Annotated in this window: 19 protein-coding genes; 7 read left to right on the plus strand and 12 right to left on the minus strand. The window is 72.1% G+C overall.

The window, feature by feature from the left end:
* Positions 1-26: 26 nt before the first annotated feature.
* Positions 27-1,787, plus strand: coding sequence for a hypothetical protein (locus ACH4DZ_RS06985; RefSeq protein ID WP_398285897.1), 1,761 nt, complete (start codon positions 27-29; stop codon positions 1,785-1,787).
* A 499-nt stretch (positions 1,788-2,286) separates the two neighbouring features.
* Here ACH4DZ_RS06985 and ACH4DZ_RS06990 read toward each other — a convergent pair whose 3' ends face one another.
* The 6 genes from ACH4DZ_RS06990 to iolC all read right to left on the minus strand — a co-directional run bounded on the left by ACH4DZ_RS06990 (position 2,287) and on the right by iolC (position 13,149).
* Complete coding sequence (locus ACH4DZ_RS06990; RefSeq protein ID WP_398285898.1) at positions 2,287-4,011, minus strand: von Willebrand factor type A domain-containing protein; 1,725 nt, start codon at positions 4,009-4,011, stop codon at positions 2,287-2,289.
* A 212-nt stretch (positions 4,012-4,223) separates the two neighbouring features.
* Positions 4,224-5,087, minus strand: coding sequence for an ABC transporter permease (locus ACH4DZ_RS06995; RefSeq protein WP_398285899.1), 864 nt, complete (start codon positions 5,085-5,087; stop codon positions 4,224-4,226).
* A complete protein-coding gene (locus ACH4DZ_RS07000) occupies positions 5,084-7,912 on the minus strand; it encodes an alpha/beta fold hydrolase (RefSeq protein ID WP_398285900.1) in 2,829 nt (942 codons plus the stop codon). The genes ACH4DZ_RS06995 and ACH4DZ_RS07000 overlap by 4 nt, the downstream gene beginning before the upstream one ends.
* A 423-nt stretch (positions 7,913-8,335) precedes the next feature.
* Positions 8,336-9,856: a CoA-acylating methylmalonate-semialdehyde dehydrogenase gene (gene mmsA, locus ACH4DZ_RS07005; protein WP_398285901.1), complete on the minus strand. Its 1,521-nt coding sequence runs from the start codon at positions 9,854-9,856 to the stop codon at positions 8,336-8,338.
* Between the two features lie 34 nt (positions 9,857-9,890).
* Positions 9,891-11,786 carry a 3D-(3,5/4)-trihydroxycyclohexane-1,2-dione acylhydrolase (decyclizing) gene (gene iolD, locus ACH4DZ_RS07010; RefSeq protein ID WP_398285903.1) on the minus strand — a complete coding sequence of 632 codons (1,896 nt, stop codon included), beginning with the start codon at positions 11,784-11,786 and terminating at the stop codon, positions 9,891-9,893.
* Positions 11,787-12,159: 373 nt separating this feature from the next.
* On the minus strand, positions 12,160-13,149 hold the full coding sequence (gene iolC / locus ACH4DZ_RS07015) for a 5-dehydro-2-deoxygluconokinase (RefSeq protein WP_398285904.1): 990 nt from the start codon (positions 13,147-13,149) through the stop codon (positions 12,160-12,162).
* A gap of 279 nt (positions 13,150-13,428) precedes the next feature.
* On the opposite strand from iolC, the gene ACH4DZ_RS07020 reads away from it, so the two are divergent.
* Positions 13,429-14,784: a family 43 glycosylhydrolase gene (locus ACH4DZ_RS07020; RefSeq protein WP_398285906.1), complete on the plus strand. Its 1,356-nt coding sequence runs from the start codon at positions 13,429-13,431 to the stop codon at positions 14,782-14,784.
* 36 nt (positions 14,785-14,820) lie between these two features.
* On the opposite strand, the gene ACH4DZ_RS07025 is transcribed toward ACH4DZ_RS07020, so the two are convergent.
* The gene (locus tag ACH4DZ_RS07025; protein WP_398285907.1) at positions 14,821-15,591 is read right to left on the minus strand and encodes an SDR family NAD(P)-dependent oxidoreductase; all 771 of its coding nucleotides are present in this window, start codon (positions 15,589-15,591) and stop codon (positions 14,821-14,823) included.
* Positions 15,592-15,771: 180 nt separating this feature from the next.
* On the opposite strand from ACH4DZ_RS07025, the gene ACH4DZ_RS07030 reads away from it, so the two are divergent.
* Positions 15,772-16,380: a TetR/AcrR family transcriptional regulator gene (locus ACH4DZ_RS07030; RefSeq protein ID WP_398285908.1), complete on the plus strand. Its 609-nt coding sequence runs from the start codon at positions 15,772-15,774 to the stop codon at positions 16,378-16,380.
* 52 nt (positions 16,381-16,432) lie between these two features.
* A complete protein-coding gene (locus tag ACH4DZ_RS07035) occupies positions 16,433-16,948 on the plus strand; it encodes a putative immunity protein (protein ID WP_398285910.1) in 516 nt (171 codons plus the stop codon).
* Positions 16,949-17,002: 54 nt separating this feature from the next.
* Here ACH4DZ_RS07035 and ACH4DZ_RS07040 read toward each other — a convergent pair whose 3' ends face one another.
* The 3 genes from ACH4DZ_RS07040 to ACH4DZ_RS07050 form a co-directional block, all read right to left on the minus strand.
* The gene (locus tag ACH4DZ_RS07040; protein ID WP_398285911.1) at positions 17,003-18,043 is read right to left on the minus strand and encodes an NAD(P)-dependent alcohol dehydrogenase; all 1,041 of its coding nucleotides are present in this window, start codon (positions 18,041-18,043) and stop codon (positions 17,003-17,005) included.
* Positions 18,044-18,117: 74 nt separating this feature from the next.
* Positions 18,118-18,939: an SDR family NAD(P)-dependent oxidoreductase gene (locus tag ACH4DZ_RS07045; RefSeq protein ID WP_398285912.1), complete on the minus strand. Its 822-nt coding sequence runs from the start codon at positions 18,937-18,939 to the stop codon at positions 18,118-18,120.
* 7 nt (positions 18,940-18,946) lie between these two features.
* Positions 18,947-19,615: a TetR/AcrR family transcriptional regulator gene (locus ACH4DZ_RS07050; protein WP_398286223.1), complete on the minus strand. Its 669-nt coding sequence runs from the start codon at positions 19,613-19,615 to the stop codon at positions 18,947-18,949.
* A 325-nt stretch (positions 19,616-19,940) separates the two neighbouring features.
* On the opposite strand from ACH4DZ_RS07050, the gene ACH4DZ_RS07055 reads away from it, so the two are divergent.
* A complete protein-coding gene (locus tag ACH4DZ_RS07055; protein ID WP_398285913.1) occupies positions 19,941-20,141 on the plus strand; it encodes a helix-turn-helix transcriptional regulator in 201 nt (66 codons plus the stop codon).
* Between the two features lie 144 nt (positions 20,142-20,285).
* On the opposite strand, the gene ACH4DZ_RS07060 is transcribed toward ACH4DZ_RS07055, so the two are convergent.
* Positions 20,286-21,320, minus strand: coding sequence for a zinc-dependent alcohol dehydrogenase family protein (locus ACH4DZ_RS07060; protein WP_398285914.1), 1,035 nt, complete (start codon positions 21,318-21,320; stop codon positions 20,286-20,288).
* 142 nt (positions 21,321-21,462) lie between these two features.
* Between ACH4DZ_RS07060 and ACH4DZ_RS07065 the strand changes: the two genes are divergently transcribed.
* Positions 21,463-21,702 (plus strand): heavy-metal-associated domain-containing protein, encoded by a 240-nt coding sequence (locus ACH4DZ_RS07065; protein WP_398285915.1) that lies wholly within the window; start codon positions 21,463-21,465, stop codon positions 21,700-21,702.
* An 87-nt stretch (positions 21,703-21,789) separates the two neighbouring features.
* Positions 21,790-24,126, plus strand: a complete 2,337-nt coding sequence (locus ACH4DZ_RS07070) for a heavy metal translocating P-type ATPase (RefSeq protein ID WP_398285916.1) — start codon at positions 21,790-21,792, stop codon at positions 24,124-24,126.
* Positions 24,127-24,766: 640 nt separating this feature from the next.
* On the opposite strand, the gene ACH4DZ_RS07075 is transcribed toward ACH4DZ_RS07070, so the two are convergent.
* Positions 24,767-26,056, minus strand: coding sequence for a citrate synthase (locus tag ACH4DZ_RS07075; protein WP_398285917.1), 1,290 nt, complete (start codon positions 26,054-26,056; stop codon positions 24,767-24,769).
* Between the last annotated feature and the right edge of the window lie 241 nt (positions 26,057-26,297).

The following is a 26,297-nucleotide window of genomic DNA, read 5'->3' on the forward strand; positions in this document are numbered from 1 at the left end:
GCCGGACGTGGGCCGATGAACGGATCATGACGTCGACGCACTCCCCCGCCCGCCCCTCGTACTTCTCCTACGGCAGGGGCCGGCCGCCCTCGTCGTCCGTCCTGTCGCCGCCGCCCGGGTCCGGCCCCGGTACCGCGTGGGCGGACCGGCTGCGGGTGGCGGTGTGGGTGGCCGTGTGGGTCGTGCCCGCGCTCCTGATCGCGTACGCGGGGTTCCGGCGGCGGTGGATGTCCGACGACGCCTACATCTACGTACGGACCGTGCGGCAGGTGCTCGCGGGGAACGGGCCCGTGTTCAACGCGGGTGAGCGGGTCGAGTCGTCCACCGGCACCCTGTGGCAGTGGCTGCTCGTCGCGGCCGGGGCGGCGGGGGTCGATCCGGCGACGGCGGCGGTGTACGGGGGGCTGCTGCTGACCGTGGCCGGGTTCGCGCTGGCGGGGATCGGCGCGCTGCGGACGTACGGCGGGCGGGTGGCCGTGCCGCTGGGGTCGCTGGTGCTGCTCGGGCTGCCGCCCGTGTGGGACTTCGCGACCTCGGGGCTGGAGACGGGGCTCGCCACGTGCTGGATCGCCGGGGCGTGGCTGGCGCTGACGGCTAGGCCCGCATCGCCGGTCACGTCTCTCGTCATCGGGCTCGGTCCCCTGGTGCGGCCCGATCTGGGGCTGGTGACCGTGGTGTTCCTGGGCGCCCAGTGGCTGCTCGTACGGCCGTCGTGGCGGGGGGTGTTCGCGGGGGCGGGGGCGGCGGGGGCGCTGCCGGTCGCGTACGAGGTGTTCAGGGCCGGGTACTACGGGCATCTGGTGCCGCTGCCCGCCGTGACGAAGGAGGCCTCGCAGAGCCTGTGGGGGCGGGGGCTGGTCTATCTGGGGGACTTCGCGCATCCCTATCTGCTGTGGGTGCCCGCGCTGTTCGTGGCGGCGGCCGTGCTGCCCACGCGCGGAGGCCTGTACGGGGGTCGGCGCGGGTCCGGGGTGGTGCGGCTCGTTCCCGCGCTCGCGCCCGTCGTCGCCGGGCTGCTGTGCTGGCTGTACGTGGTGAAGGTCGGCGGTGACTTCATGCACGGGCGCATGCTGTTGCCCGGGCTGCTGTTGATGCTGCTGCCCGTGTTCGCTGTTCCGGCGACGCGGGTGGGCGCGTTGGCCGCGGTCGGCGTCGGCGTGTGGGCGGTGGTCTGCGCGGGCTGGCTGCGGATGCCGTACGGGGGGCAGATCGGGCCGGCCGGTATCGCGGACGAGCGCGGGGTGTACGTGCGGCACAACGCCGATCCGCATCCGGTGCGGCACACCTTCGCGGGGGCGCCGCATCACTTGCGGTACGCGCGTCAGGTGGCGGCGGCCGGTCGCTCGGGGGCGCCTGTGCTGGTGCTGGGCAAGGACGGGTGGGTGCAGGGCTCTTCGGGCGGGGTGACGGCGAGTTATGTGGTCCTGGGGTTCAACGGTTCGGTCGTGCCGCTGGACGGGGCCGCGCTGGATCCGATCGGGCTCGCGTATCCCCTGGCGGCGCATTCCGAGCGGGTCGGGGCGGGGCGGGTGGGCCACGACAAGCACCTGCCGGCGGCCTGGCTGGCGGCCGACCGGGGGGTGGGGGCGCCTGCGTGGGTCTCCCCTGCCGAGGTGGACGCGGCGCGGCGGGCACTGCGGTGCGGGGCTCTGGCCGAGCTGGACGCGGCTGTGCGGGGGCCGTTGACGGCGGGGCGTTTCCTGCGGAATGTGGCGGGGGCGTGGGAGCGGACGTCGTTCCGCTTTCCGAATGATGCGGGGCGGGCGGAGGGGGAGCTGTGCGGGTGACCTCCGGTCGGGGGGTCGGGATTCAGGTGCGGGTGCGTGGGGGCTGGGTGCGCCGTTCCCCGCGCCCCTGGGGTGGGGGGACCTCCCGTCGGGATTCAGGTGCGGGTGGGTGGGGGCTGGGCGCGCCGTTCCCCGCGCCCCTTCGGTGGGGGGACCTCCCGTCGGGATTCGAGTGCGGGTGGGTGGGGGCTGAGCGCGCCGTTCCCCGCGCCCCTGGAGGGGCGGGGGTGTGGCGTCGCCGCGGATGGCCGTCTTTTTTGGGGGCGCGGGGAACTGCGCGGCCAGCCCTCGGCGGGCCGCACTTGTCCGGCGGCCTCAAGCCCCCCCAAGGGGCGCGGGGAACTGCGCGGCCAGCCCCCACCCAGCCGCACCCTTTCCTCGGCCTCAGGCCCACCCCCAAAGGGGCGCGGGGAACTGCGCGGTCAGCCCCCGCCCGGCTGCGGCCTTTCCCTCGGGCTCAGGCTCTCCCCCCAGGGGCGCGGGGAACTGCGTGGTGGGGCTAGGTGGGCAGGGTCGACGCTTGGGTGATCGTGACTGAGAGGTCGTGGATCGGGGGGCTCTCCGTCGTTGCGGCCAGATCCGACGCGTGGCGGGCGAGTTCACGCAACGGCGGCGCTCCCGGCAGCGCACTCCACCGGCCGTCACCCGAGCGCAGCGCGTCCGCGAAGTACGCGGCGACCGCCGTGACCTGCAGTCCGCTGCGCGCGGTCGCCGGACCCCAGAGCGGCCCGTCGAGGGAGTCCGCCTCCACCCGGCCCGTCTCCTCGTGCGGGACACGGGTCGCGGGGTCCAGCCACCGCACGGTCGCCGTGGCCACGTGCCCCCGCGCGCCCGGCACCACCCGCACCGCGTACAGCGCCGTGACCGTATGGCCAGGACCCGTCTCGCCGCCGTCCACCCGGTCGTCTCGGAAGTCCTCGTCGGCGACCTGACGGTTGTCGTAGCCGATCAGCCGGAACTGGTCGACCGTCTCGGGGTCGAAGGCCACCTGCGCCTTGGCGTCCCGCGCCGTGAGGTCGATGTTGCGCGGCAGTTCGTCGCAGAAGACCTTGCGGGCCTCCTCCGCACCGGACACGTACGTGGTGTGGCCGTCGCCCTTGTCCGCGAGGCGTTCCATCAGCGCGTCGCCGTAGTCGCTGCCCACGCCGACCCCGAAGAGCGTGATGCCGTGCTCGCGGCGGGCGTCCGCGATCCGGTCGAGGATGGCGTCGGCGTCGGTCTCACCCGTGTTGGCCAGGGCGTCGGAGAGCAGCACGACCCGGTTGGTGGCGCCCTCCCGCAGCCCCTCGACGGCCGTACGGTAGCCGGTCGTGACGCCCGCGCCGAGGTTGGTCGAGTCGGTGGGTTCGAGGGTGTCGATCGCCTCGTGGACGCGGCCCCGGTGGTCGCCCAGGCGTGTCATCGGCAGCACGGTCCTCGCCTCGTCGCTGAAGGCGACCAGCGCGACCGCGTCGTCGTCGCGCAGCCGGTCCGTCATCACGTCCAGGGATTCCTTGGCCAGATCGAGTCGCCCCGGTTCCGCCATGGAACCGGAGACGTCGATGACGAAGGTCAGGGCGGCGGGCCGTCGTTCGCCGCTGTCCTCGGCCCCCCGGGTGGCGAGGCCGACGCGAAGGAGTCGCCAGTCCCGGTTCTCCTCGCCGAAGCCGTCTTCAGGGGCCGCCGTGCGGGCGCCGTCCATCGTGACCGTGAAGCCGTTGCCGTCGGGGCGCTCGTAGTTCTGGCGGAAGCTGTTGATGAACTCCTCGGGGCGGACCGTCGACGGGTCGGGCCGCCGGCCCTCCCGCAGAGTCCGGCGCGCGTAACCGTACGACGCGGTGTCGACGTCCAGGGCGAACGTGGAGAGGTGGTCGGCCGGGGGCGCGGTCTCCCGGAGTTCGCCCTTGCCTTCGTCTCCCTCGCCCCGGTCGGTTTCCCCGCCCGTGTCCGGCGGGCCCGTCGGCCGGCCCGGGGCGGGGGCCGGGAAGCCGTTGTCCTGGCGGGCCTCGCTGCTGCCCCGGTTGTCCGAGTCCTCGCCGGTCCCGCCGCCGCAGGCGGTGAGCAGGAGTCCGAGCGAGACGGTCGCGGCGACGGTCGCAGCGACGAACGCGCCGCGCGCACGCTGCCGCCGCAGTGGCCGTGGCAGTCGCAGTCGCAGTCGCCGCGAGCCCGGGGGCCCTCCCCACGTCTCCGCCGTGTCCGCCGTGTCCGGCCGCTCTGTCCGATGCCGTTCGGTGCGCCTCATGTGTGTCCCCTCGGTGACCGCTGTGAGCCGACGTCTGTGACTGTGACGGCCGAAGCGGGCGGAAGGAGCGGCCCGAGGCATTGCGGATGGATCTCGATGCGGCCACGGTGGGCGGCGGTCGAGACCGGTGGGTGACCCTCCGGAGACCTGGGGGTCACCGGAGGGTCCGAAGGGCACCGGGAGGGTAGGACAGAAGCCGCGTCACGGGGCCTCTACGACACCACGTCCTTGCGGGCGAAACCGCGGAACGCCAGCGCGAACAGCACCAGCGCGTACGTGACCGAGACCGCCGTGCCCTGGATCATGCCGCCCCACTCGGGGTTGGGCTGCACCGCGTCGGCCCACGCGAACTGCCAGTGCGCGGGCAGGAAGTGGCGCCAGTCGCCGAGGGCGGTGACCGCGTCCAGTACGTTCCCGACGATCGTCAGGCCGACGGCGCCTCCCACCGCGCCCAGCGGGGCGTCGGTCTTCGTCGACAGCCAGAACGCGAGCCCGGCGGTGACCAGTTGGGACGCGAAGATGAACGCGATCACGATCACCAGGCGCTGGGCCGCCGTGCCCGCGGACAGGGCGCCGCCGGTCGGGATCTCCAGCGGACCCCAGCCGTACGCGACCGAACCCACCAGCAGCGCGACGACCGGCAGCAGCACCATCGCGGCGAGGCTGAGGCCGAGCGCGACCACGAGCTTGGACCACAGGAGGCGGGCCCTGGGCACGGGTGCGGCGAGCAGGTAGCGCAGGGAGGACCAGCTGGCCTCCGAGGCGATGGTGTCGCCGCAGAACAGCGCGACCGGGATGACCAGCAGGAAGCCCGCCGAGACGAAGAGGTTCGTCGCGGCGAAGTTGGCGCCCGACGCCGTCGCCGTGTCCATGAGGGAGACCCGGCCCTCGCGGCCCTCCGGCTGGCCGCCGATCGCGAAGGCCACGGCCAGTACGAACGGCAGGGCGGCGAGGATCGCCCCCATGACCAGCGTGCGGCGGCGCTTCAGCTGGCGCATCAGCTCGACGCGCAACGGCAGGGTGCGCCCGGCCCGGTAACCGTCCGCCACTTCGGCACGCTCTACAAGTGTGCTCACGCGGAGCCTCCGATCAGGGTCAGGAACGCGTCCTCCAGGCGGCGGTGGGGGCCGAGGGAGGCCACCGGTACTTCCAGCCGGACCAGCTCCACGAGGAGCCGGGCGGCTGCCGCGGAGTCGTCGACGGCCGTTCCCGAACTCGCCGTTCCGGCACTCACCGTTCCCGAACCCGCCGTTCCCGAGCCCGCCGTCCCGGCGCCCGCCGCCCCAGAGCTCGCGGCTCCGGAGTCCACAGCCGCCGCGGCCCGCGCCGTCAGCCGTATCAGCAGGCCGTCGTCCGTGCGGACCGCCGAGTCGATGCCCGGGAGTGCCGCCACCTTGTCCACCAGCGGGTCCGCGATGTCGGTCGCGAGGCCGACGAGGAGGGTGTCGCCGGAGCCGATGATCTCGTGGACCGGGCCCGCCTGGACGAGTCGGCCCCGGTCCATGACGACCAGATGCGTACAGGACTGCTCGACCTCGGCGAGGAGGTGGCTGGACACGATGACCGTGCGTCCTGCGGCGGCGTAACGGATCATCACCTCGCGCATCTCGCGGATCTGGGGCGGGTCGAGGCCGTTCGTCGGTTCGTCGAGGATCAGCAGGTCGGGGAGGCCGAGCATGGCCTGGGCGATGGCGAGTCGCTGCCGCATGCCCTGGGAGTACGTGCGGACCGCGCGGGACAGCGCGTCTCCGAGGCCCGCGATCTCCAGCGCCTCCTCCAGGTGGGCGTCCTCGGGCGGCCGTCCGGTGGCCTGCCAGTACAGGTCGAGGTTCTCGCGGCCGGAGAGGTGCGGGAGGAAGCCCGCGCCCTCCACGAAGGCGCCGACCCGGGAGAGGACCGGTGAGCCCGGCCGGATCGCGTGGCCGAAGACCCGGATCTCGCCGCCGTCGGGCTTGATGAGGCCCATGAGCATGCGCAGGGTGGTGGTCTTGCCCGCGCCGTTCGGGCCGAGCAGACCGAGTACCTGGCCCTTCTCCACGCGGAACGACAGGTCCCGTACGGCATAGCGGTCCGAGGACTTCGCGTACCGCTTGCTCAGGTCCGTGATCTGGAGGGGGACTTCGGCGAGCGCCGGGTCGGGCGGGGTCGCGGTGGTCCGGCGGCGGCCCGTGAGGAGCAGGGCCAGCGCGGTCAGCGCGCCGGCGATCGGCAGCCACCACACCCAGGCGGGCAGCGAGGCCGCCGCGGTCGTCACGGCGGGCGCGGTCGGTAGGGCGAGGTCGCTCTTCAGGGAGACGGTGTACGTGGCCGGGGCCGTCGGGGACGCGTAGCCGAGGTCGGTCGAGGCGAGGACCAGGCGCAGGTGGTGGCCCTCCTGCACCTCGTGGTCGATGGCGGGCAGGGCGAGCCGGACGTCCTTCCCACTCCCGCCGTTCTCACCGCTCCGGCCGGTCGTGACACGGATCGGGGTGACCAGCTGGGACGGCAGGACCTGTTGCCGGCCGCCGGGGCCCACGTCGTACACCTTGGCGAAGAGGACGGCCTCGCCGGTCGTCGACTTCACGTTCACCGTGACGGTGGGCGAGCCGGTGATCCGCAGGTCCTTCGTCACGGCCTTGGAGTCGAAGCGCGCGAACTGGCCCGGGAAGTCGAGCGACACCCCGACGCCGAGCGAGGACAGCTGGGAGAGGCCGCCGGCGCCGCCGAGACCGGGCAGCGCCGAGATGCCCGGCGGGCTGGCGCCCGCGGGGTTGGAGAACTCCTGCTCGCGTCCGCCCAGCGCCACCTTCCGGTCACCGCCGGTCAGGCCGGGGTAGGTGTCCCCGTCGGCGCCCCGCAGTTGGGCCCCGCCGTCGGTCGAGTCGATGCCTCCGGTGCGGGTGACCCGGAACGCGGGGCCCGTGTCGGCGTTCTTGTCGTCCTTGAGGTAGCGGTCGAACCAGGACGTCACGCGCGCCTGCACGCGGTCCGTCTCCATGTCGCCGCCGTCGTGGCCGCCGGCGATCCAGTCGACGTCCACCGGTGCGCCGTTGGCCTTGACGGCCTTGGCGATCTCGTCGGCCTGGCCGAGCGGGAAGAGGGAGTCGGTCTGGCCCTGCATGATGAGCGTGGGGACCTTGATGCGGTCGCCGACGGCGGAGGGGCTGCGCTCCTCAAGAAGCTTCACGGCCGCGGCGTCGGGCTTCCCGGACTCCGCGACGCGCTCGTACATCTCGCAGAGCTGGGCCTCGAACTTGGTGCAGCCGCCGCCGGAGTTGATGAACATGCCGGCCCAGAGCTTCTTGAAGACGCCATTCGGGAACAGGGCGTCCGCGAGGTTCCAGTACGTGATCGCCGGGGCGATGGCGTCCACCCGCTGGTCGTAACCGGCCGCGAGGAGGGAGACCGCGCCGCCGTACGAGGCTCCGGCGACGCCGACCCGGGGGTCGCCGGCCTTGTCCAGCTCGACCTCGGGGCGCTTCGCGAGCCAGTCGATGAGCTTGGAGACGTCGGCGACCTCGCCCTTCGGGTCGTTCAGGCCGATCTTGCCGGTGGATCTGCCGAAGCTGCGGGAGGACCAGGTCAGGACCGCGTATCCGTCGCGGGCGAGGTTCTCCGCCTGCTTGCGTACGTCCTCCTTGTCGCCGCCGAAGCCGTGGGTCAGGAGGACGGCGGGGCGGCGGTCGCCGGAGCCGGCGGAACCGGAGGCACCAGGGGCACCGGAGGTGAAGTACGACGTGTCGATTTTCACTCCGTCCGCCGTGGGTATGACGCGGTCGGCGCGGTGCACCGCGGGTGCGCCGTCGGAGGCGACCGCGGTCCATGTCCCGGCGCCGGCCAGCACGACGACGAGGGCCGCGGCGGTCAACCGGCGCGGCCCTCGCAACCACCGTCGTGGTGCTGCGGGCATTCGAAGATCCATGCTTCAACGGTACGGGGCGTTGTGGGGCGGGGGTGCGGTCGGTGGGCGGAGCTCTGCGGTATCCCGTAGGAGTACGCGTACCCTGCCGCGTACCGCGGTTGCGGTACGGCGGGGAGGGGGTGGGGGCCTGTCCGTGGCCGGATGCGGGCCCGTTGTGGCTTGTCGCGCCGTTCCCCGCGCCCCTCAAAGCCAAAAGATTGCGCCGTTCCCCGCGCCCCTGAAAGCGAACCGATTGCGCCGTTCCCCGCGCCCCTAAAGACAAAGGACTGCGCCGTTCCCCGCGCCCCTGAAGGCAAAGGACTGCGGAGTTCACCGGGGTGAGGCAGGCGCGATCCCGGAGGTCCCGGCGGTCCCGGACACGGCTGCGGCCCGCCGCCGTCGGTGAGGCGGACGGCGGGCCGTCGGTGAGGGGTCCGGGCGGACTCAGTGGTTGCGCGGGAACCCGAGGTCCACGCCCGCCGGGCCCTCCGAGGGGTCCGGCCAGCGGGTCGTGACGACCTTGCCGCGGGTGTAGAAGTGCGTGCCGTCGTTGCCGTAGATGTGGTGGTCCCCGAAGAGGGAGTCCTTCCAGCCGCCGAAGGAGTGGTAGCCCACCGGGACCGGGATCGGCACGTTCACGCCGACCATGCCCGCCTCGATCTCCAGCTGGAAGCGGCGGGCCGCGCCGCCGTCCCGGGTGAAGATCGCGGTGCCGTTGCCGAAGGGCGAGTTGTTGATGAGGGCCACCCCCTCGTCGTACGTGTCCACGCGCAGCACGCACAGCACCGGGCCGAAGATCTCGTCCCGGTAGGCGTCCGAGTCCGTCGGCACCTTGTCGAGCAGCGAGAGCCCGATCCAGTGGCCGTCCGCGTACTCGGGGCGTCCCTCGACCCTGTACCCGGTGCCGTCGAGGACGACCTCGCAGCCCTGGGCGGCTGCGCCCGTCACGTACGAGGCGACCTTGTCGCGGTGGGCCGCGGTGATCAGCGGGCCCATCTCGGAGGCCGGGTCGTTGCCGGGGCCGATCTTGATCTTCTCGGCGCGCTCGCGGATCTTCGCGACCAGTTCGTCGCCGATCGCGCCGACCGCGACGACGGCCGAGATGGCCATGCAGCGCTCGCCCGCCGAACCGTAGGCGGCGGAGACGGCCGCGTCGGCCGCCGCGTCCAGGTCGGCGTCCGGCAGGACCAGCATGTGGTTCTTGGCCCCGCCGAGGGCCTGGACGCGCTTGCCGTTGGCGGAGGCGGTGGTGTGGATGTACCGGGCGATCGGGGTGGAGCCGACGAAGGAGACCGCCTTGACGTCCGGGTGCTCCAGGAGGCGGTCGACGGCCACCTTGTCGCCGTGGACGACGTTCAGCACGCCGTCCGGCAGTCCGGCCTCCGCGAACAGCTCGGCGAGCCGGACCGCCGCCGACGGGTCCTTCTCGCTCGGCTTGAGCACGAAGGTGTTGCCGCAGGCGACGGCCAGCGGGAACATCCACATCGGCACCATCGCCGGGAAGTTGAACGGCGTGATGCCCGCGACGACCCCGAGCGGCTGGCGGATCGAGGCCACGTCGACCCGCGAGGCCACCTCGGTCGACAGCTCGCCCTTCAGCTGGACGGTGATCCCGCACGCCAGGTCGACGATCTCCAGGCCGCGCGCGACCTCGCCGAGCGCGTCCGAGTGCACCTTGCCGTGCTCGGCGGTGATCAGCTCGGCGATCTCGTCGCGATGGGCGTCGAGGAGCGCACGGAACGCGAAGAGGATGCCGGACCGCTTGGCGAGCGAGGAGGTGCCCCAGGTCGCGTAGGCGTCCTTCGCGGCGGCGACCGCGGCGTCCACCTCCTCGACGATCGCGAAGGCGACCTTGGTGGTGACGGCGCCGGTCGCGGGGTCGGTGACCGACCCGTACGTACCCGACGCGCCCGCAGCGTTTTCGACGGGCTTGCCGCCGATCCAGTGGTTGACGATCTTCGTCATGCCCGAGAACTCCTTGTCATGCCCAGGAACTACGTCACAGATGGCGGCGCCGGGTGGAGGCCAGCCGTTCGTACAGCGCGCGTGCCTTGACCGCCGACGGTCGGGTCGCGGTCTCGGCCACAGGAACATCCCACCAGGCCTGCGCCGGGGGCGCGCCCGACACTGTGTCTGCCGTTTCGGTCTCCACGTAGACACATGTGGGAGTGTCGGCGGCCCGTGCCTCGGCGAGGGCGCTCCGCAGGTCGTCCACGGTCTTGGCGCGCAGCACCCGCATGCCGAGGCTCGCCGCGTTGGCGGCCAGGTCGACGGGGAGCGGGCGCCCGGTGTACGTCCCGTCCTCGGCGCGGTGGCGGTAGGCGGTGCCGAACCGTTCGCCGCCCACCGTCTGGGAGAGGCCGCCGATGGACGCGTACCCGTGGTTCTGCAGGATGACCACCGTGATGGCGATGCCCTCCTGGACGGCGGTGACGATCTCGGTGGGCATCATCAGGTACGTGCCGTCGCCGACCAGTGCCCACACGGGCCGGTCCGGGGCCGCGAGGCGGACGCCGATCGCGGCCGGGATCTCGTAGCCCATGCAGGAGTAGCCGTACTCGACGTGGTACTGGTCGCGGGACCGGGCGCGCCACAGTTTGTGCAGGTCGCCGGGGAGGGAGCCGGCCGCGCTGACGATGATGTCGTCGCCGGTGACCAGGTCGTCGAGCGCGCCGAGGACCTGCGGCTGGGTCGGCCGCGCGTAGGGGTCCTCCGCCTCGAAGGCGGCGTCGACGCGGTGCTCCCAGCGCTCCTTGTCGTCCGTGTACTCGGTGACGTACGCGGGCCCGGCGCGGTGGCCGTGCGGGGCGAGGGCCGCGGTGAGGGCCTCCAGCGCGGCGCGCGCGTCGGCGACCAGCGGCTGTCCGGCCATCTTGTGGCCGTCGAAGGAGGCGATGTTGATGTTCAGGAAACGCACGCCCGGGGCGGCGAAGAGGGTGCCGGAGGCGGTGGTGAAGTCGGTGTAGCGGGTGCCGATCCCGATCACCAGGTCGGCGGTGCGGGCGAGTTCGCAGGCGGTCGCCGTGCCCGTGTGCCCGATGCCGCCGACGTCCGCCGGATGGTCCCAGGCGAGCGAGCCCTTGCCCGCCTGGGTGGAGGCGACCGGGACACGGGTGAGGTCGGCGAACTCCCGCAGCGCGTCCTCGGCCTCGCTGTGGTGGACCCCGCCGCCCGCGACGACCAGGGGGCGCCTGGCCGTCCGTACGGCCCGTACCGCGGCGGCCAGGTGTGCGGGGTCGGCGACCGGACGGCGTACGGTCCACACGCGTTCGGCGAAGAACTCGTCGGGCCAGTCGAAGGCCTCCGCCTGGACGTCCTGCGGCAGCGCGAGGGTGACGGCGCCCGTGTCCAGCGGGTCGGCCAGCACGCGCATCGCCTGGAGGGCGGCCGGGACCAGGGCCTCGGGGCGGGTGATCCGGTCGAAGTACTTCGAGACCGGGCGCAGACAGTCGTTGACCGACACATCGCCCGCGTAGGGGACTTCGAGCTGCTGGAGGACCGGGTCGGCGGGGCGGGTGGCGAAGACGTCACCGGGCAGCAGGAGCACCGGGAGGCGGTTGATCGTGGCGAGGGCGGCGCCCGTGACGAGGTTGGTGGCGCCGGGGCCGACGGATGTGGTGACGGCCTGGGCGGAGAGGCGGTTGGACTGACGCGCGTAGCCCACCGCCGCGTGCACCATGGACTGTTCGTTGCGGCCCTGGTGGTACGGCATGTCGGCGCTGTACTCCACGAGCGCCTGGCCCAGTCCGGCGACGTTGCCGTGGCCGAGAATGCCCCAGGTGGAGTCGATCAGGCGGCGCCGCACACCGTCGCGCTCGGTGTACTGGACGGCGAGGAACCGCACCAGCGCCTGTGCGACCGTCAGCCTTGTCGTCGTTGACCGCGGCTCTGTCATCGGTGGCCCTCTGTGCTCTCTGCGTGTCACGGGTGGAATCACGGATGGAAGCTGATCCGCCACGTCATACGTCTGAACGGGCCCTACGTCTCTACGGCGGGCCCGCCGATCCGCACCGCGTACAGGGGAATCGGGAACCTCCGGCGCGGAGCCGTAGCGGGCGGGGAGTCGTCGCTCGCACTTCGCTCCTGCCAGGGCGAAGCGGACTTCCGCGCCGGAGGCGATCTGTGCCCGGGCACCACGGGGGCGTGACCGAAGCCGGTGGCTTCGGCGAACACGCGCTCCTCGCCCAGGTGTTCAAACACTTTGCCCTCTTTATTCCCCTCTGTGCGCACCGTACAACCACCGCCCGGTGGAAGCACGGCACTGGGGCTCACCGCGGCACCGCCCCCGCCGCGAGGGCCTGTTCGACCTCGGTGGGCGTCGGCATGGCGGCGGAGCACTCCAGCCGGGAGGCGACGATGGCGCCCGCGGCGTTGGCGTGGCGCATGACGCGCTCCAGGTCCCAGCCGGCCAGCAGGCCGTGGCAGAGGGCGCCGCCGAAGGCGTCACCGGCCCCGAGGCCGTTGAGGACCGTGACCGGGAGCGGGGGGACCTCCGCGAAGTCGCCGTCGCGGTGCACGGCCAGGACGCCCTTGGGGCCCTGCCTGACCACGGCCAGTTCCACGCCCGCGTCGAGCAGGGCGCGGGCCGCCGCGTGCGGTTCGCGCAGGCCCGTCGCGACCTCCACCTCGTCGAGGTTGCCGACGACGACCGTGGTGTGGCGCAGGGCCTCGGCGTAGAAGGGGCGGGCGGCCGAGGCGTCCTTGCGGGCCGTGTCCCTCCAGAAGGCCGGCCGCCGGTCCAGGTCGAAGACCGTCGGGCCCGACCTGGCGCGGTGGGCCAGCGCCGCGAGCGTCGCCGTACGGCTGGGCTCCTCGCTCAGGCCCGTACCCGTGACCCAGAAGATCCGGGCGTCCCGGATGGCGTCCAGGTCCAGTTCGTGGGCGTCGATCTCCAGGTCGGGGGCCTTCGGCTGCCGGTAGGAGTACAGCGGGAAGTCGTCCGGCGGAAACACCTCGCAGAAGGTGACCGGCGTGGGCAGTCCGGGGACCGGGGTCACCCAGCGGTCGTCGACGCCGAAGTCCCGCAGCGCCTCGTGCAGATACGTGCCGAAGGGATCGTCCCCGGTCCGCGACACCACGGCCGTACGCCGTCCGAGCCGGGCCGCCGCGACCGCCACGTTGGCCGCCGAGCCGCCGAGGAACTTCCCGAAGGACGTCACCCGCGGGAGGGGCACGCCGGTCTGCAGCGGATAGAGGTCCACGCCGACGCGCCCCATGGTGATGAGGTCGTACGCACAGGACTCCGCTGACTCGACCATCGAGTTCCCTCCGCATCGGTGGACCCCAGGTCTAGCGGCGCCGATAGAGCCCTGTCAATTGGTTGTCCGGACATTCTTACCAAGCGAGGGGCCGGACCCGGCGGACCGGGCGCGGGGGTGGGGTCGGGAGGGGGCCGCGAGTGGGGTCGGGTGCGGGCGCGTGGGGCTGGTCGCGCGGTTCCCCGGGGCCCTTGGCAGCGAGGTCGCGGCGGATTAAATCACCGGTGTCTTGACGTAGATCATCCGGGCTTTTCATGCTGGCGGCATGCGAGTTGACCGATGACCAGTCATGAGAACCGATCGCCCGTCGGACGCAGGTCCCTGCTGGCCGGGGCCGCCGCCGGTCTGGGCGCGGCGGCGGCGGCCCTGCCCGCGCGGCCTGCGGCAGCCGCGTCCACGCCGGCATCCGCGTCGGCGTCCGCGTCGGCGTCCGCGTCGGGGCGGCGGCATCCGGCGAACTGGCCCGATCCCGCCCCCTACGGTCTCGCCGACACCCGCCCCGACCTCTGGCCGAGGGACGACAACTCCTTCGTACTGCCACTGGAGTTGCGCCCGCGCGACGAGGAGCGCGGGGTGGTCTGGATGCGCGACACGTACGTCAACTGCTTCGTCGTCGACGGCCGCCCCCTCTACGTCGCCACCGGCACCACGCGGGTGCCCGGACTCGACGCGGCCGGACCGTGGAACGACGGCCTCTTCGTGTGGACCGCGCGCTCCCTCAAGGGCCCCTGGAGACTGGCGGATACGACCGGCATCCGGCCCGGTGCGGAGAAGGGCAAGGTGTGGTCGCCCGAGTTCGTCGGCGAGAACCGGCCCGGCCGCACGGTCGTCGCCCCCTGGCAGGAGTACTGGTACGACGACCGCTTCGGCAAGCGCGGTCAGGCCTGGGCCCCTGAACTGCACCGCTTCCGCGACAAGTGGTACATCGTCGCGTGCATGGGCGACCATTCCAAGAAGGTCGGCTCGTTCATGCTCGTCAGCGAGGGCGGCGTCGAGGGCCCGTACCGGCTGGTCGAGGGCAACCTCGACAAACCCTTCGGGGACTCGTTCATCGGCGGCCCCGCCTTCATCGAGCCGGGCGCCTACCACCACATCGACGGCAGCCTGTACTCCGAGGGCGACGACGCCTGGCTGGTGCTGCACAACAACCTCTACGCCAGGTTCCGGGACGACATGGAGGACATCGTCCCCACGACGGACCTCCCGGCGTTCCGGCAGACGCCCTACTCGCCCGAGCCGTACCTCGAAGGCGCGTACGTGTTCAAGTACGGCGGCAAGTACTACCTGCTCCACGCCGCGTGGGACCGGACCTCGGTCAACGCCGACGGCACCACCCGCCAGGCCTACGACACCGCCACGGCCGGCCGGGTCCAGTACCAGTACGACGCCGTCGTCGCCGTCTCCGACACCTTCGAGGGGCCTTACTCGCAGCGCTGGACCGCCGGCGTCGGCGCCGGCCACAACAACTTCTTCGAGGACCACCGCGGGCAGTTGTGGGCGACGTTCTTCAACAACCCGAACTTCGGTTACTGGTCCAACGCCTCGCGTCTCGCCGAGGCCGCGGTGCCCGGTGTCGTACGGGTGGAGTGGACCGGCCCGAAGGGCAACCGCCTGTACGTCCGGCGCCGCGACTGAGGCCCCTGCCGCGAGCGCGCCCGCCCCGCACGGCTTCTACGCGGCGATGACGGCGACCCCGGTCCTGCCTCCGTCGACGTCCACCACGGTTCCGTGCACGAAGGCCGCCTCGTCGCTGGCCAGCCAGAGCACGGCGGACGCGATGGCCTCGGGCGTGCCGACGCCGCCGGCCGGGGTGCCCTTCATCATGAGCTCGCCCGGGTTCGGCTCGGCGCCCGCCGGGGTCGGGGGCAGGACCACGCCCGGCGACACGGCGTTGACCCGTACGCCCAGCGGGGCGAACTCCGCGGCCCACGCCCGCGTGAGCGTCTCCACGGCCCCCTTGGTGGAGCTGTAGAGCGCCCCGCGGGGGACGCCCAGACGTGCGATCCACGAGCCGAGGTTGACGATCACCCCTCCGCCGGAGTCCGCCATGGCCGGGACGACGGCGGCGGTGAGGAAGAAAGGCGCCTTCACGTTCACGCCGTAGACCTGGTCGAACGTCACCTCGTCGGTGTCGGCGGTACCGGGGGACGGGTAGATCCCGGCGTTGTTGACCAGGATGTCGATCCGCCCGCCCAGGGTCTCCCGGGCCCGCTCGGCCAGGCTCCGCGAAGCCTCCGCGCTGCCGTCGAGGTCCGCCGCCAGGAAGTCGGCCCGGCCGCCCGACGCGCGGATCCCTTCGATCACCCGCGCTCCCCGATCCGCGTTGCGCCCGGACACGATGACGTGCGCCCCCTCGGCGGCGAACGTCTCGGCGATCGCCTGGCCGATGTTGCTGGTCGAGCCCGTGACCAGCGCTGTCCTGTTCCGCAGCCGCTCACTCATGACGTGATCTCCCTTGTCTCCGACGTGCTCTTGGTCGTGTTCTTCGTCGCGTTCTCCGACGTGCGCGGACCACTGTGCGCCGCAGAAAATGGACCAGCAAGTCCAGAACGGCGGTACGGTCGGTAGGGGCCGTTCGGACGGTGGGCGGGGAACAGGAAACACGGACACGAGGAGGCCGGGATGCCGGAAGCGGCGACCGTGAAGGGCCGGGCCACCCGGGCCCGTATCGTCGAAGGGGCGGCCGAGGTGCTGCGCGAACAGGGTGTCGCGTTCACGACGCTCGACGACATCCGTGGCCGCACCGGCACGAGCAAGAGCCAGCTCTTCCACTACTTCCCCGCCGGCAAGGACGAACTGCTGCTGGCGGTGGCCCGGTTCGAGGCGGACCGCGTCCTGGCGGACCAGCAGCCGCACCTGGGACGCCTGGACTCGTGGGAGTCCTGGCAGCGGTGGCGGGACGTGGTGGTGGAACGGTACGAACGACAGGGCGACCACTGCCCGTTGGCGTCCCTGTTCCTTCAGGTGGGGCGGGACCGGCCCGGCGCCCGGGCGATCGTGACGGAGCTGATGCGTCAGTGGCAGCGGCAACTCGCCCGCGGTGTGCGGGCCCTGCAGGCGAACGGTCTGGTGTCGCCGGTCCTCGATGTGGACAGGGTGGCCGCCGCGCTGCTGGCGGGCATCCAGGGAGGCGTGGCCATCATGATGTCCACGGGCGACTCGACCCATCTGAAGGCGGCGCTCGACACCGGGATCGAGCATCTGCGGGCGGCGCCGCCCGAGGCCGCCTGATGTCGTCTCATGCCGCTCGATGTCGTCCGATGCTGCCTGTGGAGGTGCGGTCATGATCCTTCCGAAGGTCCGGGACCCCCGCTTCGTGACGATCCGCCGGGGTGGGACTCTCACCGACGCGGATCACCGTCGCCTGGCCCTCTGGGCCGCCGCGTGCGCGGAGCACGTCCTCCACCTCTTCGAGGCGGCCCGGCCCGCGGACCCGCGACCGCGCGAGGCGATCGCACACGCCCGGGCCTGGGTCCGCGGCGAGGTCCGGATGATGCGGGCGCGGGCGGCGGGCGGCCATGCGATGGGGGCGGCCAGAGACCTGCGCGGGGCGGCACGCCATGCCGCGTACGCCGCCGGGCAGGCCGGGGCCGTCGCCCATGTCGCCGCCCACGAACTCGGCGCCGCCGCCTACGCGATCAAGGCCGCCCGCGCCGCCGCCCCGGAGGGCGGGAGCGAGACCGCGGGCCGACTTGAGTGCCAGTGGCAGCGCGAGCGGCTCCCGGCGGAGATCCGCGAGCTCGTACTCGACGACCAGCGGCTGCGCAACGGCATCTGCTGGTCGGTGTTCACACCCTGACCGGCCTCCCCGCGCAGGCAACCCCACTCGGTCCGTTCGGTCCGTTCGGTCCGTTCAGCCGTGCGGGAGGATCACCGCTCGGCCGTTGATCCTGCCTGCGTGCAGGCGCTCGTAGGCCAGCGGTGCCTCGTCCAGGGAGAAGGTCTCGGTGTGCACCGACACCGCGCCGGAGCGGGCCAGTGCGAGGACCTCGACGAGTTCGCCGCGGGTGCCCCAGTAGGGGGCGCTGACCGACACCTCGAAGGGCAGCTGTCCGAAGCCGACGGGGAGCGTTCCGCCGCCGATGCCGACGATCGTGATGTCGCCCTCGACCGCCGCGACCGCTCCCGCCGTGGCCAGGGTGGGCTGCGCCCCGACGAAGTCGAAGACCGCCTCCGCCCCGACACCGCCGGTGAGTGCACGCACCGTGTCGGCCGCCCGCGCGTCGGACAGGATCGCCTCGTGGGCACCGACCTCGCGGGCCAGCCGCAGCTTCTCCTCGTTCACGTCGAGGGCGACCACCCGGGCCGGGGTCATGGCCCGCAGCAGCTGGATGGCGACATGCCCGAGCCCGCCCGTGCCGATGACCACCGCGGTCGAACCCGGTACCAGCTTCGGCAGCGACCGCTTGATCGCGTGGTACGGCGTCAGTCCCGCGTCCGTCAGTGAGACCGCCGCGGCCGGGTCGAGCCCGTCCAGCGGCACCAGGTGCCGGGGGTCGTCCACCAGCAGGTACTCGGCCATCGAACCCGGCGCCCCGAGCCCCGGCGGACGGATACCGAGCTCGTCGGCGCGCAGGCAGTAGTTCTCCTTGCCCTCCGCGCACTTGGCGCAGCCGCCGCAGCCCCAGGGGCCGTACACCGCGACCGCGTCGCCCTCGCGCACACCGGTCACCCCCGCGCCGAGCGCGGCGACCGTGCCCACGCCCTCGTGGCCGAGGATGAGCGGCAGCTCGTACGGGAATCCCTCGGCGGGCCAGCTCATCACGGCGATGTCGGAGTGGCACACGCCGGCGGCGGTGACCTTCAACAGGACCTGTCCGGGGCCGGGTTCGGGGTCGGGGACGACCACGACCTCGGGAGCGGCGCCGATGGAGCGGTACTGCAGTGCCTTCATGGCCAGGCTTCTTTCTCTCTGTTTCGCTCTGCTGCTGCTCTGCTGCTCGGCTGCTTCCTGTGCGTCCTCGGTGCTCAGACGGCGGTGTAGGCGCCGTCGACCAGGTGGTAGCCGCCGGTCACGAACGAGGCGCGCTCGGACAGCAGGAAGGCGATCAGTTCGGCGACCTCGTCGGGGCTGCCGAGCCGGCCGGCGGGGTGCAGCGCGACCAGGCCGTCGTAGGCCTCCTTGTCCATGGTCCGCAGCAGCGGGGTCTCGATGAAGCCGGGGCCGACCACGTTGACGCGGATGCCCTTGGCGGCGTACTCGGCAGCGGTGGTCTTGGTGAGTCCGACCACGCCGTGCTTGGCGGCCACGTACGCGGAGGAGCCCGCGAAGCCGACCGAGCCGAGGATGGAGGCGACGTTCACCACGGCGCCGCCGCCGGCCGCCTCGATGGCGGGCAGCTCGTGGCGCAGGCAGTAGAAGACGCCGTTGAGGTTGGTGAGCACCACGCGGTCGTAGGCCTCGATGTCGTACTCGCCGGTCGGCGCGCTCGGGCCGCCGATGCCGGCGTTGTTCACGGCCAGTTGCAGCCCGCCGAAGGTGTCGACGGCGAAGGCGACGGCCGCCGCCACGGAGTCGGGGCTCGTCACATCCACCTCGACCGCGGCGGCCTCGATGCCTTCCGCGCGCAGGTCGGTCGCGGCCTTCTCGGCGCCCTCGGCGTTGTAGTCGGCGATCACGACGTTGGCCCCGCCGGCACCGAGGCGGCGTGCGGTGGCCAGTCCGATGCCGGAGGCGGCACCGGTGACGAGCGCGGTCTTCCCGGCGAACTCGGTGGCGTAGTCGGTGACGGAAGCGTTGCCGGTGACAGGAGTGGTGCCGGTGACAGGGGTGGTGCCGGTGGTGCTCATGGTGCTCTCACTTTTCGGGGGTGTCGTACGAGACCGCGGACGCGGCCTCGTGGGTCAGGGCGTCGTAGGCCCGCTCCACCAGGGCAGCGAGGTCCTCGGCCGCCGAGTCGTGGCCGGCCGCGCCGCGCGCCCAGATGCGCAGCGCGGCGGTGAGGACCCCGGCGGCGGCGTCGACCACGACGGCGGGACGCACGTCCAGCACGTCGTCGGTGCCGAGCCGGTCGGCGAGGATGCGGATCGACTCGTCCTGGGCGTCGACCCGGATGCGTTCGTACGCCGCGAACAGGGCCGGCTCGCTGTCGAGCAGGGCCAGCAGCCGCCGCATCCGGGGGCGCAGGTGCCAGGCCGGGTCGTCCCGGTCGGCGAGCCAGTCGCGCACGGCCCGGCGGTAGGCGAGCAGCGGCGGTTCGGCGGCGGGCCGCTCGCGCAGCAGCGCGTTGATGCGGTCGCCGTCACCTCGTACGAAGTCGAGGGCCGCGTCCTCCTTGCCGACGAAGAGCCGGCTGAAGGTGCGGCGTGTGACGTCCGCCCGCTCCGCGATCGCCTCGACCGTGGTGGCGGCGAGTCCGCGCTCCAGGATCAAGTCGACGGCTGCGGTCGCCAGGGCGTTGCGGGTCTGCCGGGCCTTGCGCTGCCGGCGGTCCTCGGTGGTGGTGCTGGGCTCCGTTGCCTCCATGCCCTCAGAATACTCCTTCATGTCTCATTGGGACATATTTCCCAGTGAGACATCTTCACGATGAGGTCGGTCCCGACGGAGACCGGCCTCGATGCGGCCATGTTCCAGATGGGGCCCAATGCGTCACCCGTGTCACAAAAGACCCCTTCCTGTCACACATGTCACGCATACGCGGGTCTTGTGTCACACCCGCGCGACAGCCCCTGCCGCGTTGTCACTCTGCGTCGTTCACCGAGCACAGGCTTGTGATCGCCAGCGCAGTGCCCGGCTCCCCCGACGGCCGCCCCTCGGCCGCCGCTGCGGCGCGCGCAGGGAGGTGCTACGGATGACCGACCGAAGGCTCTGGTCGTACAAGGAGATCGCGGCGCACATCAGGGTGCAGCCGGACACTGTGCGGTCCTACCGCAAACACGGGCTGCTGCCCGCGCCCGACCATGTGGAGGGCGGCAAACCGTACTGGTACGCGGACACCGTCCGCGCGTGGGTCGCCTCCCGGCCGGGCAACAGAGGCCGCAAGGGCGGCTGACCGCCCGCCACGACGTACGGCAGCACGCTCAGCACGCCGCCCGGCAGCACGCTCCGCACGGAACCCGGCACACGAGGGGGTCCCGCACGTCCACCGTGCGGGACCCCCTCGTTCCCGTCCGCGCCGATGCGCGGACCGCGGCGCTCACGCCCAGGGCTCCACCACCGTGACACCCGCCCCCGGCGCCGCCCCCATCGCCGCCAGCGCCGCGGGGGCCGCCGCCAGGGGGATCGTGGACGTCACCAGGAGGTCGGGGCGCAGCAGTCCGGCCCGTACGGACTCCAGCATCGGCGGGTAGGCGTGCGCGGGCATCCCGTGGCTGCCGAGGAGTTCGAGTTCGAGGCCGATCACCCGGGACATCGGCACCTTCGGGTCCTCGGGCAGCAGCCCCACCTGGACGTGCCGGCCGCGGCGGCGCAGGCCGGCGACCGAGGCCGCGCAGGTGACCGGGGAGCCGAGGGCGTCGAGGGAGAGATGGGCGCCGCCGCCGGTCAGGTCGCGGACCGCCTCCCCCGTGTCGCCGGTCCGGGACGCGTCCACGCAGTGCGCGGCGCCGAACCGCCGTGCCAGGTCCAGCGCCCGGGGCGAGAGATCGACCGCGACGACCCGCGCCCCGGCCGCCGCGGCGATCATCACCGCGGACAGCCCGACCCCTCCGCAGCCGTGCACGGCCACCCACTCCCCCGGCGCCACCCGCCCCTGCGCGACGACCGCGCGGAACGCCGTGGCGAACCGGCAGCCGAGCGAGGCCGCCGTCCCGAAGGACAGTTCCTCCGCCACGGCGACGAGGTTCACATCGGCGTGGTCCAGGGCGACGTACTCGGCGAAGGACCCCCAGTGCGTGAATCCGGGCTGGGTCTGCCGCTCGCACACCTGCTGGTCGCCCGCCGCGCAGGAGGCGCAGCTTCCGCAGGCGCAGACGAAGGGCACGGTGACGCGGTCGCCGGGGCGGTGGCGGGTCACCAGGGCACCCACGGCCTCGACGGTCCCGGCGAGTTCGTGACCGGGCACGTGCGGCAGCTCGATGCCCGGGTCGTGGCCCTGCCAGCCGTGCCAGTCGCTGCGGCAGAGCCCGGTGGCCTCGACGCGCACCACCACCCCGTGCGGCGCGGGCACCGGATCCGGCACCTCCCGTACCTCGGCCGGTTCTCCGAACCGCTCGAACACCACTGCCCGCATACCCGTCGCCCCTCCGCTGTCGCCAGCCCTTTGAAAGTACCCCCTAGGGGTATACTGTGAGTACCGTGAAAGCCCGTGGGCCGCACACGCCTCATGTATCCCACGCCGCACACGCCCCATACGTCTCGACGAGGAGAACGACATGACCGCCCACACCGACACCCCCGGCTCCGTCACCACCGTCTACCGGGTGAGCGGGATGAGCTGCGGACACTGTGAAGGCTCGGTCTCCGGCGAGATCTCCCGGATCACGGGTGTCACCTCGGTGAAGGCCGTCGCCTCCACCGGCGAGGTGACCGTGATCTCCGCGGCCCCGCTCGACGAGAAGGCCGTGCGCGCCGCTGTCGACGAGGCGGGCTTCGAGCTCGCCCGCCAGGCCTGAGGCGCGCCTTCCACCACTCCGCACCGGGCCGTACCGACCAGCTGATACTGGCTCCGTAGGGCCCCGGTTCGTTCCCTGGAGCAGGACATGAGCAGTACCGGTACCAGCACCAGCACCAGCACCACCGCGGCCCCTCCGGCCGACCCGGCGTCTCAGGCCGCCTCGCAGGTCGAGCTGACCATCGGCGGGATGACCTGCGCCTCCTGCGCGGCCCGCGTCGAGAAGAAGCTCAACCGCATGGACGGCGTGACCGCCACGGTCAACTACGCGACGGAGAAGGCGAAGGTCGCGTACGCGGACGGGGTCCAGGTCGCCGACCTGATCGCCACCGTGGCCGGAACGGGCTACACGGCCGAGGAACCCCCGCCGCCGCGGCCCCCCGAGCTCACAGAACCCTCGGCGGACCGGGATGCCGCCGCCGACGAGGACCCGGCGCCGAAGCGTGACCCCGAACTGGCCGCGCTGCGCGAACGCCTCGTCGTCTCCGCGCTCCTCGCCGCCCCCGTCGTCCTGCTGTCGATGATTCCGGCGCTCCAGTTCGACAACTGGCAGTGGCTCGCGCTGACGCTCGCCTCGCCGGTCGTCGTCTGGGGCGGGCTGCCCTTCCACCGGGCCGCGTACACGAACGCCCGGCACGGCGCCGCCACCATGGACACCCTCGTCTCGACCGGCACGCTGGCCGCGTTCGGCTGGTCCCTGTGGGCACTCTTCCGGGGCGACGCGGGTATGGAGGGCATGCGGGACGAGGGCTTCTCGCTCACCGTCTCCCGCGAGCAGGGCGCCTCGGCGATCTACCTCGAAGTCGCCGCCGGGGTCGTGGCCCTCATCCTCCTCGGCCGCTATCTGGAGGCCCGCTCCAAGCGCCGGGCGGGCGCCGCCCTGCGCTCCCTGATGGAACTGGGCGCGAAGGACGTGTCCGTCGTACGGGACGGCCGTGAGGTCCGTGTCCCGGTGAGCGCGCTGGCGGTGGGCGACCGTTTCGTCGTACGGCCCGGTGAGAAGGTCGCCACCGACGGCACGGTCGTCGAGGGGACCTCGGCCGTCGACGCGTCGATGCTGACGGGCGAGTCCGTGCCGGTGGACGTGACCGTGGGTTCGGCCGTCACCGGGGCGACCGTGAACGCCGGCGGGCGGCTGCTCGTCGAGACGACCCGGGTCGGCACCGACACCCAGCTCGCCCGGATGGCGCGGCTCGTGGAGGACGCCCAGCACGGCAAGGCGCAGGTGCAGCGCCTCGCCGACCGGATCTCCGGGATCTTCGTGCCCGTGGTGCTGCTGATCGCGGTCGCCACCTTCGGGGTCTGGCTCGGTGTCACCGGCGACACGGCCGCCGCGTTCACCGCGGCCGTCGCCGTGCTGATCATCGCCTGCCCGTGCGCCCTGGGACTGGCCACCCCGACCGCCCTGATGGTCGGCACGGGCCGCGGCGCCCAGCTCGGCGTCCTCATCAAGGGCCCCGAGGTCCTGGAGTCCACCCGCCGCGTCGACACGATCGTCCTGGACAAGACCGGCACGGTCACGACCGGCCGCATGACCCTCCAGGAGGTGTACGCGGCCGACGGCACCGACGAGACACGGGTACTGCGGCTCGCGGGCGCCCTGGAGCACGCCTCGGAGCACCCGATCGCCCGGGCGGTCGCGGCGGGCGCCGAGGAGCGGACCGGGCCCCTGCCGGCCGTGGACGGCTTCGAGAACGTGCCCGGGCTCGGCGTCCGCGGCACGGTCGAGGGCCACGCGCTGCTCGTGGGCCGCGCCCGCCTCCTCGAAGAGGCCGGGATCACGCTGCCCGACTCGCTCGCCGCTCTCCGGACGCGGGCCGAGGAGGAGGGGCGTACCGCGGTGGCCGTCGCCTGGGACGGCGTGGCGCACGGTGTCGTGACCGTGGCCGACGCGGTCAGGGAGACCAGCGCGGAGGCGGTCCGCGCGCTGCGCGCCCTGGGGCTCACCCCGGTGCTGCTGACCGGGGACAACCGGACCGTCGCCGAGTCCGTGGCCCGTTCCGTGGGCATCGACCCCGCCGAGGTGATCGCCGAGGTGCTGCCCGAGGGCAAGGTCGACGTGATCAGGCGGCTTCAGGCCGAGGGGCGGGCGGTGGCGATGGTGGGCGACGGCGTCAACGACGCGGCCGCGCTCGCCACCGCCGATCTGGGGCTGGCGATGGGCACGGGCACGGACGCCGCGATCGAGGCGAGCGATCTGACGCTCGTCCGCGGGGACCTGCGGGCGGCGGCGGACGCGATCCGGCTGTCCCGCAGGACCCTCTCCACGATCAAGGGAAACCTCGTGTGGGCCTTCGGATACAACGTCGCGGCGCTGCCGCTCGCCGCGGCCGGGCTGCTCAACCCGATGATCGCGGGGGCCGCCATGGCGTTCTCCTCGGTGTTCGTGGTGACGAACAGCCTGCGTCTCAGGGCATTTTCATGACGAAGAGGTAGGAGTCCCCTAGAGTCCGGCACACGTCTTCACATAAGCTCTTCACAAGGCTCGCGCATCATCCTTACGCTAGGGCTCCGATAGTCATATCGGGGCTCTTGCGTATCTTCAGGACATACGCAAGAGACGCAGGTCACAGTGCTGTGTACGTAACCATCGAAGGGGTTCGTGAGTCTAGATTGACGATGTCAGACACGTCTTGGGGGGCGTTTCTGGCATCTGGGGATGTCTTGGGGGACGTTCCCGGAAATGCGTTGCCGGGGCACGTGCGGCGGGGAGCTTTGAGCGGCCCTCCCGTACGTACGGGTCCCGGCAGACCGCACACGCAGGAAGCAGTACGCGGTAGGTAGTACGCAGTAGGCAGAGTTCTTGTTCATTCTGCTCGTTTTGCTCGCAGCGATTCAGGCGCTGCCTTCAGACGCCCGGCCGGATCCCGTGGGGGGAATCCGCACCGGGACATGGGAAGGCGCCCCGACTCCGGCCCGTGGGGGGACCGGCAGCGGGGCGCCTTCTTTATTGCCTCGTACGCATGACGGTGGGGGCTGGTCGCGCAGTTCCCCGCGCCCCTCACGGGGCGCCTGCGACCAGCCCCCACCGGATCCGCGGACGACATCCGCGGGCAAGCGGCGGGCTAACGCTCCTCGACGGGAGTGAAGTCCCGCTCGACGACGCCCGTGTAGATCTGCCGCGGACGCCCGATCCGGGAACCGGGCTCCTTGATCATCTCGTGCCACTGGGCGATCCAGCCCGGCAGCCGGCCGAGGGCGAACAGGACCGTGAACATCTCGGTCGGGAAGCCCATGGCCCGGTAGATCAGACCGGTGTAGAAGTCGACGTTCGGGTAGAGGTTGCGCGAGACGAAGTAGTCGTCGGAGAGCGCGTGCTCCTCCAGCTTGAGCGCGATGTCCAGCAGCTCGTCGGACTTGCCGAGGGCCGAGAGGACGTCGTGCGCGGCAGCCTTGATGATCTTCGCGCGCGGGTCGAAGGACTTGTACACCCGGTGGCCGAAGCCCATCAGGCGGACGCCGTCCTCCTTGTTCTTCACCTTGCGGATGAAGGAGTCGACATCGCCGCCGTTGGCCTTGATGCCTTCGAGCATCTCCAGCACGGACTGGTTGGCGCCGCCGTGCAGGGGACCCCAGAGGGCGCTGATGCCGGCGGAGATCGAGGCGAACATGTTCGCCTGCGACGAGCCCACCAGACGGACGGTGGAGGTCGAACAGTTCTGCTCGTGGTCCGCGTGCAGGATGAGCAGCTTGTCGAGCGCGGAGACGACGACCGGGTCCAGCTCGTACTCCTGGGCGGGGACCGAGAAGGTCATGCGCAGGAAGTTCTCGACGTAGCCCAGGTCGTTGCGCGGATAGACGAAGGGGTGACCGATCGACTTCTTGTACGCGTACGCCGCGATGGTCGGAAGCTTCGCGAGCAGCCGGATCGTCGAGAGGTGGCGCTGCTGCTCGTCGAACGGGTTGTGGCTGTCCTGGTAGAACGTCGACAGCGCGGAGACCACCGACGACAGCATCGCCATCGGGTGGGCGTCACGGGGGAAGCCCTGGAAGAACCGCTTGACGTCCTCGTGCAGCAGGGTGTGCTGCGTGATCTCGTTCTGGAAGGTGGAGAGCTCGTCGACCGTGGGCAGCTCGCCGTTGATCAGCAGCGAGGCCACTTCGAGGAAGGTGGAGCTCTCGGCGAGCTGCTCGATCGGGTACCCGCGGTAGCGGAGGATGCCCTGCTCGCCGTCGAGATAGGTGATGGCGGATTTATATGCGGCGGTGTTCCCGTAACCGCTGTCCAGCGTCACCAGACCGGTCTGGGCGCGGAGCTTCCCGATGTCGAAGCCCTTGTCGCCGACGGTGCTGTCGATCACCGGGTAGGTGTACTCGCCGTCGCCGTACCGCAGTACTACAGAGTTGTCGCTCACGTCATCCCTCACCGACGTTGTGCCTCTTCTTCGAGGTGCCCTGACTGTCTCTACCATCCCCCATTTGGCGCAGGAGAGTGCACTCGGGGTCGACCATTGGGCCTATTGGCGGCACTGAGTGCCGCCAACCTGTTCATCCTGCCCGCTTACCCGGCCTTCCGAAAGTGCCGTGTGACGTTTCCGACTCGTTTGATCGATCATTTTTACCCGCTGCCGGTCGTGACGCCCCCACGTCGGGTGC

This window comes from Streptomyces sp. NPDC017991, from assembly GCF_044328075.1.
Lineage (GTDB): Bacteria > Actinomycetota > Actinomycetes > Streptomycetales > Streptomycetaceae > Streptomyces.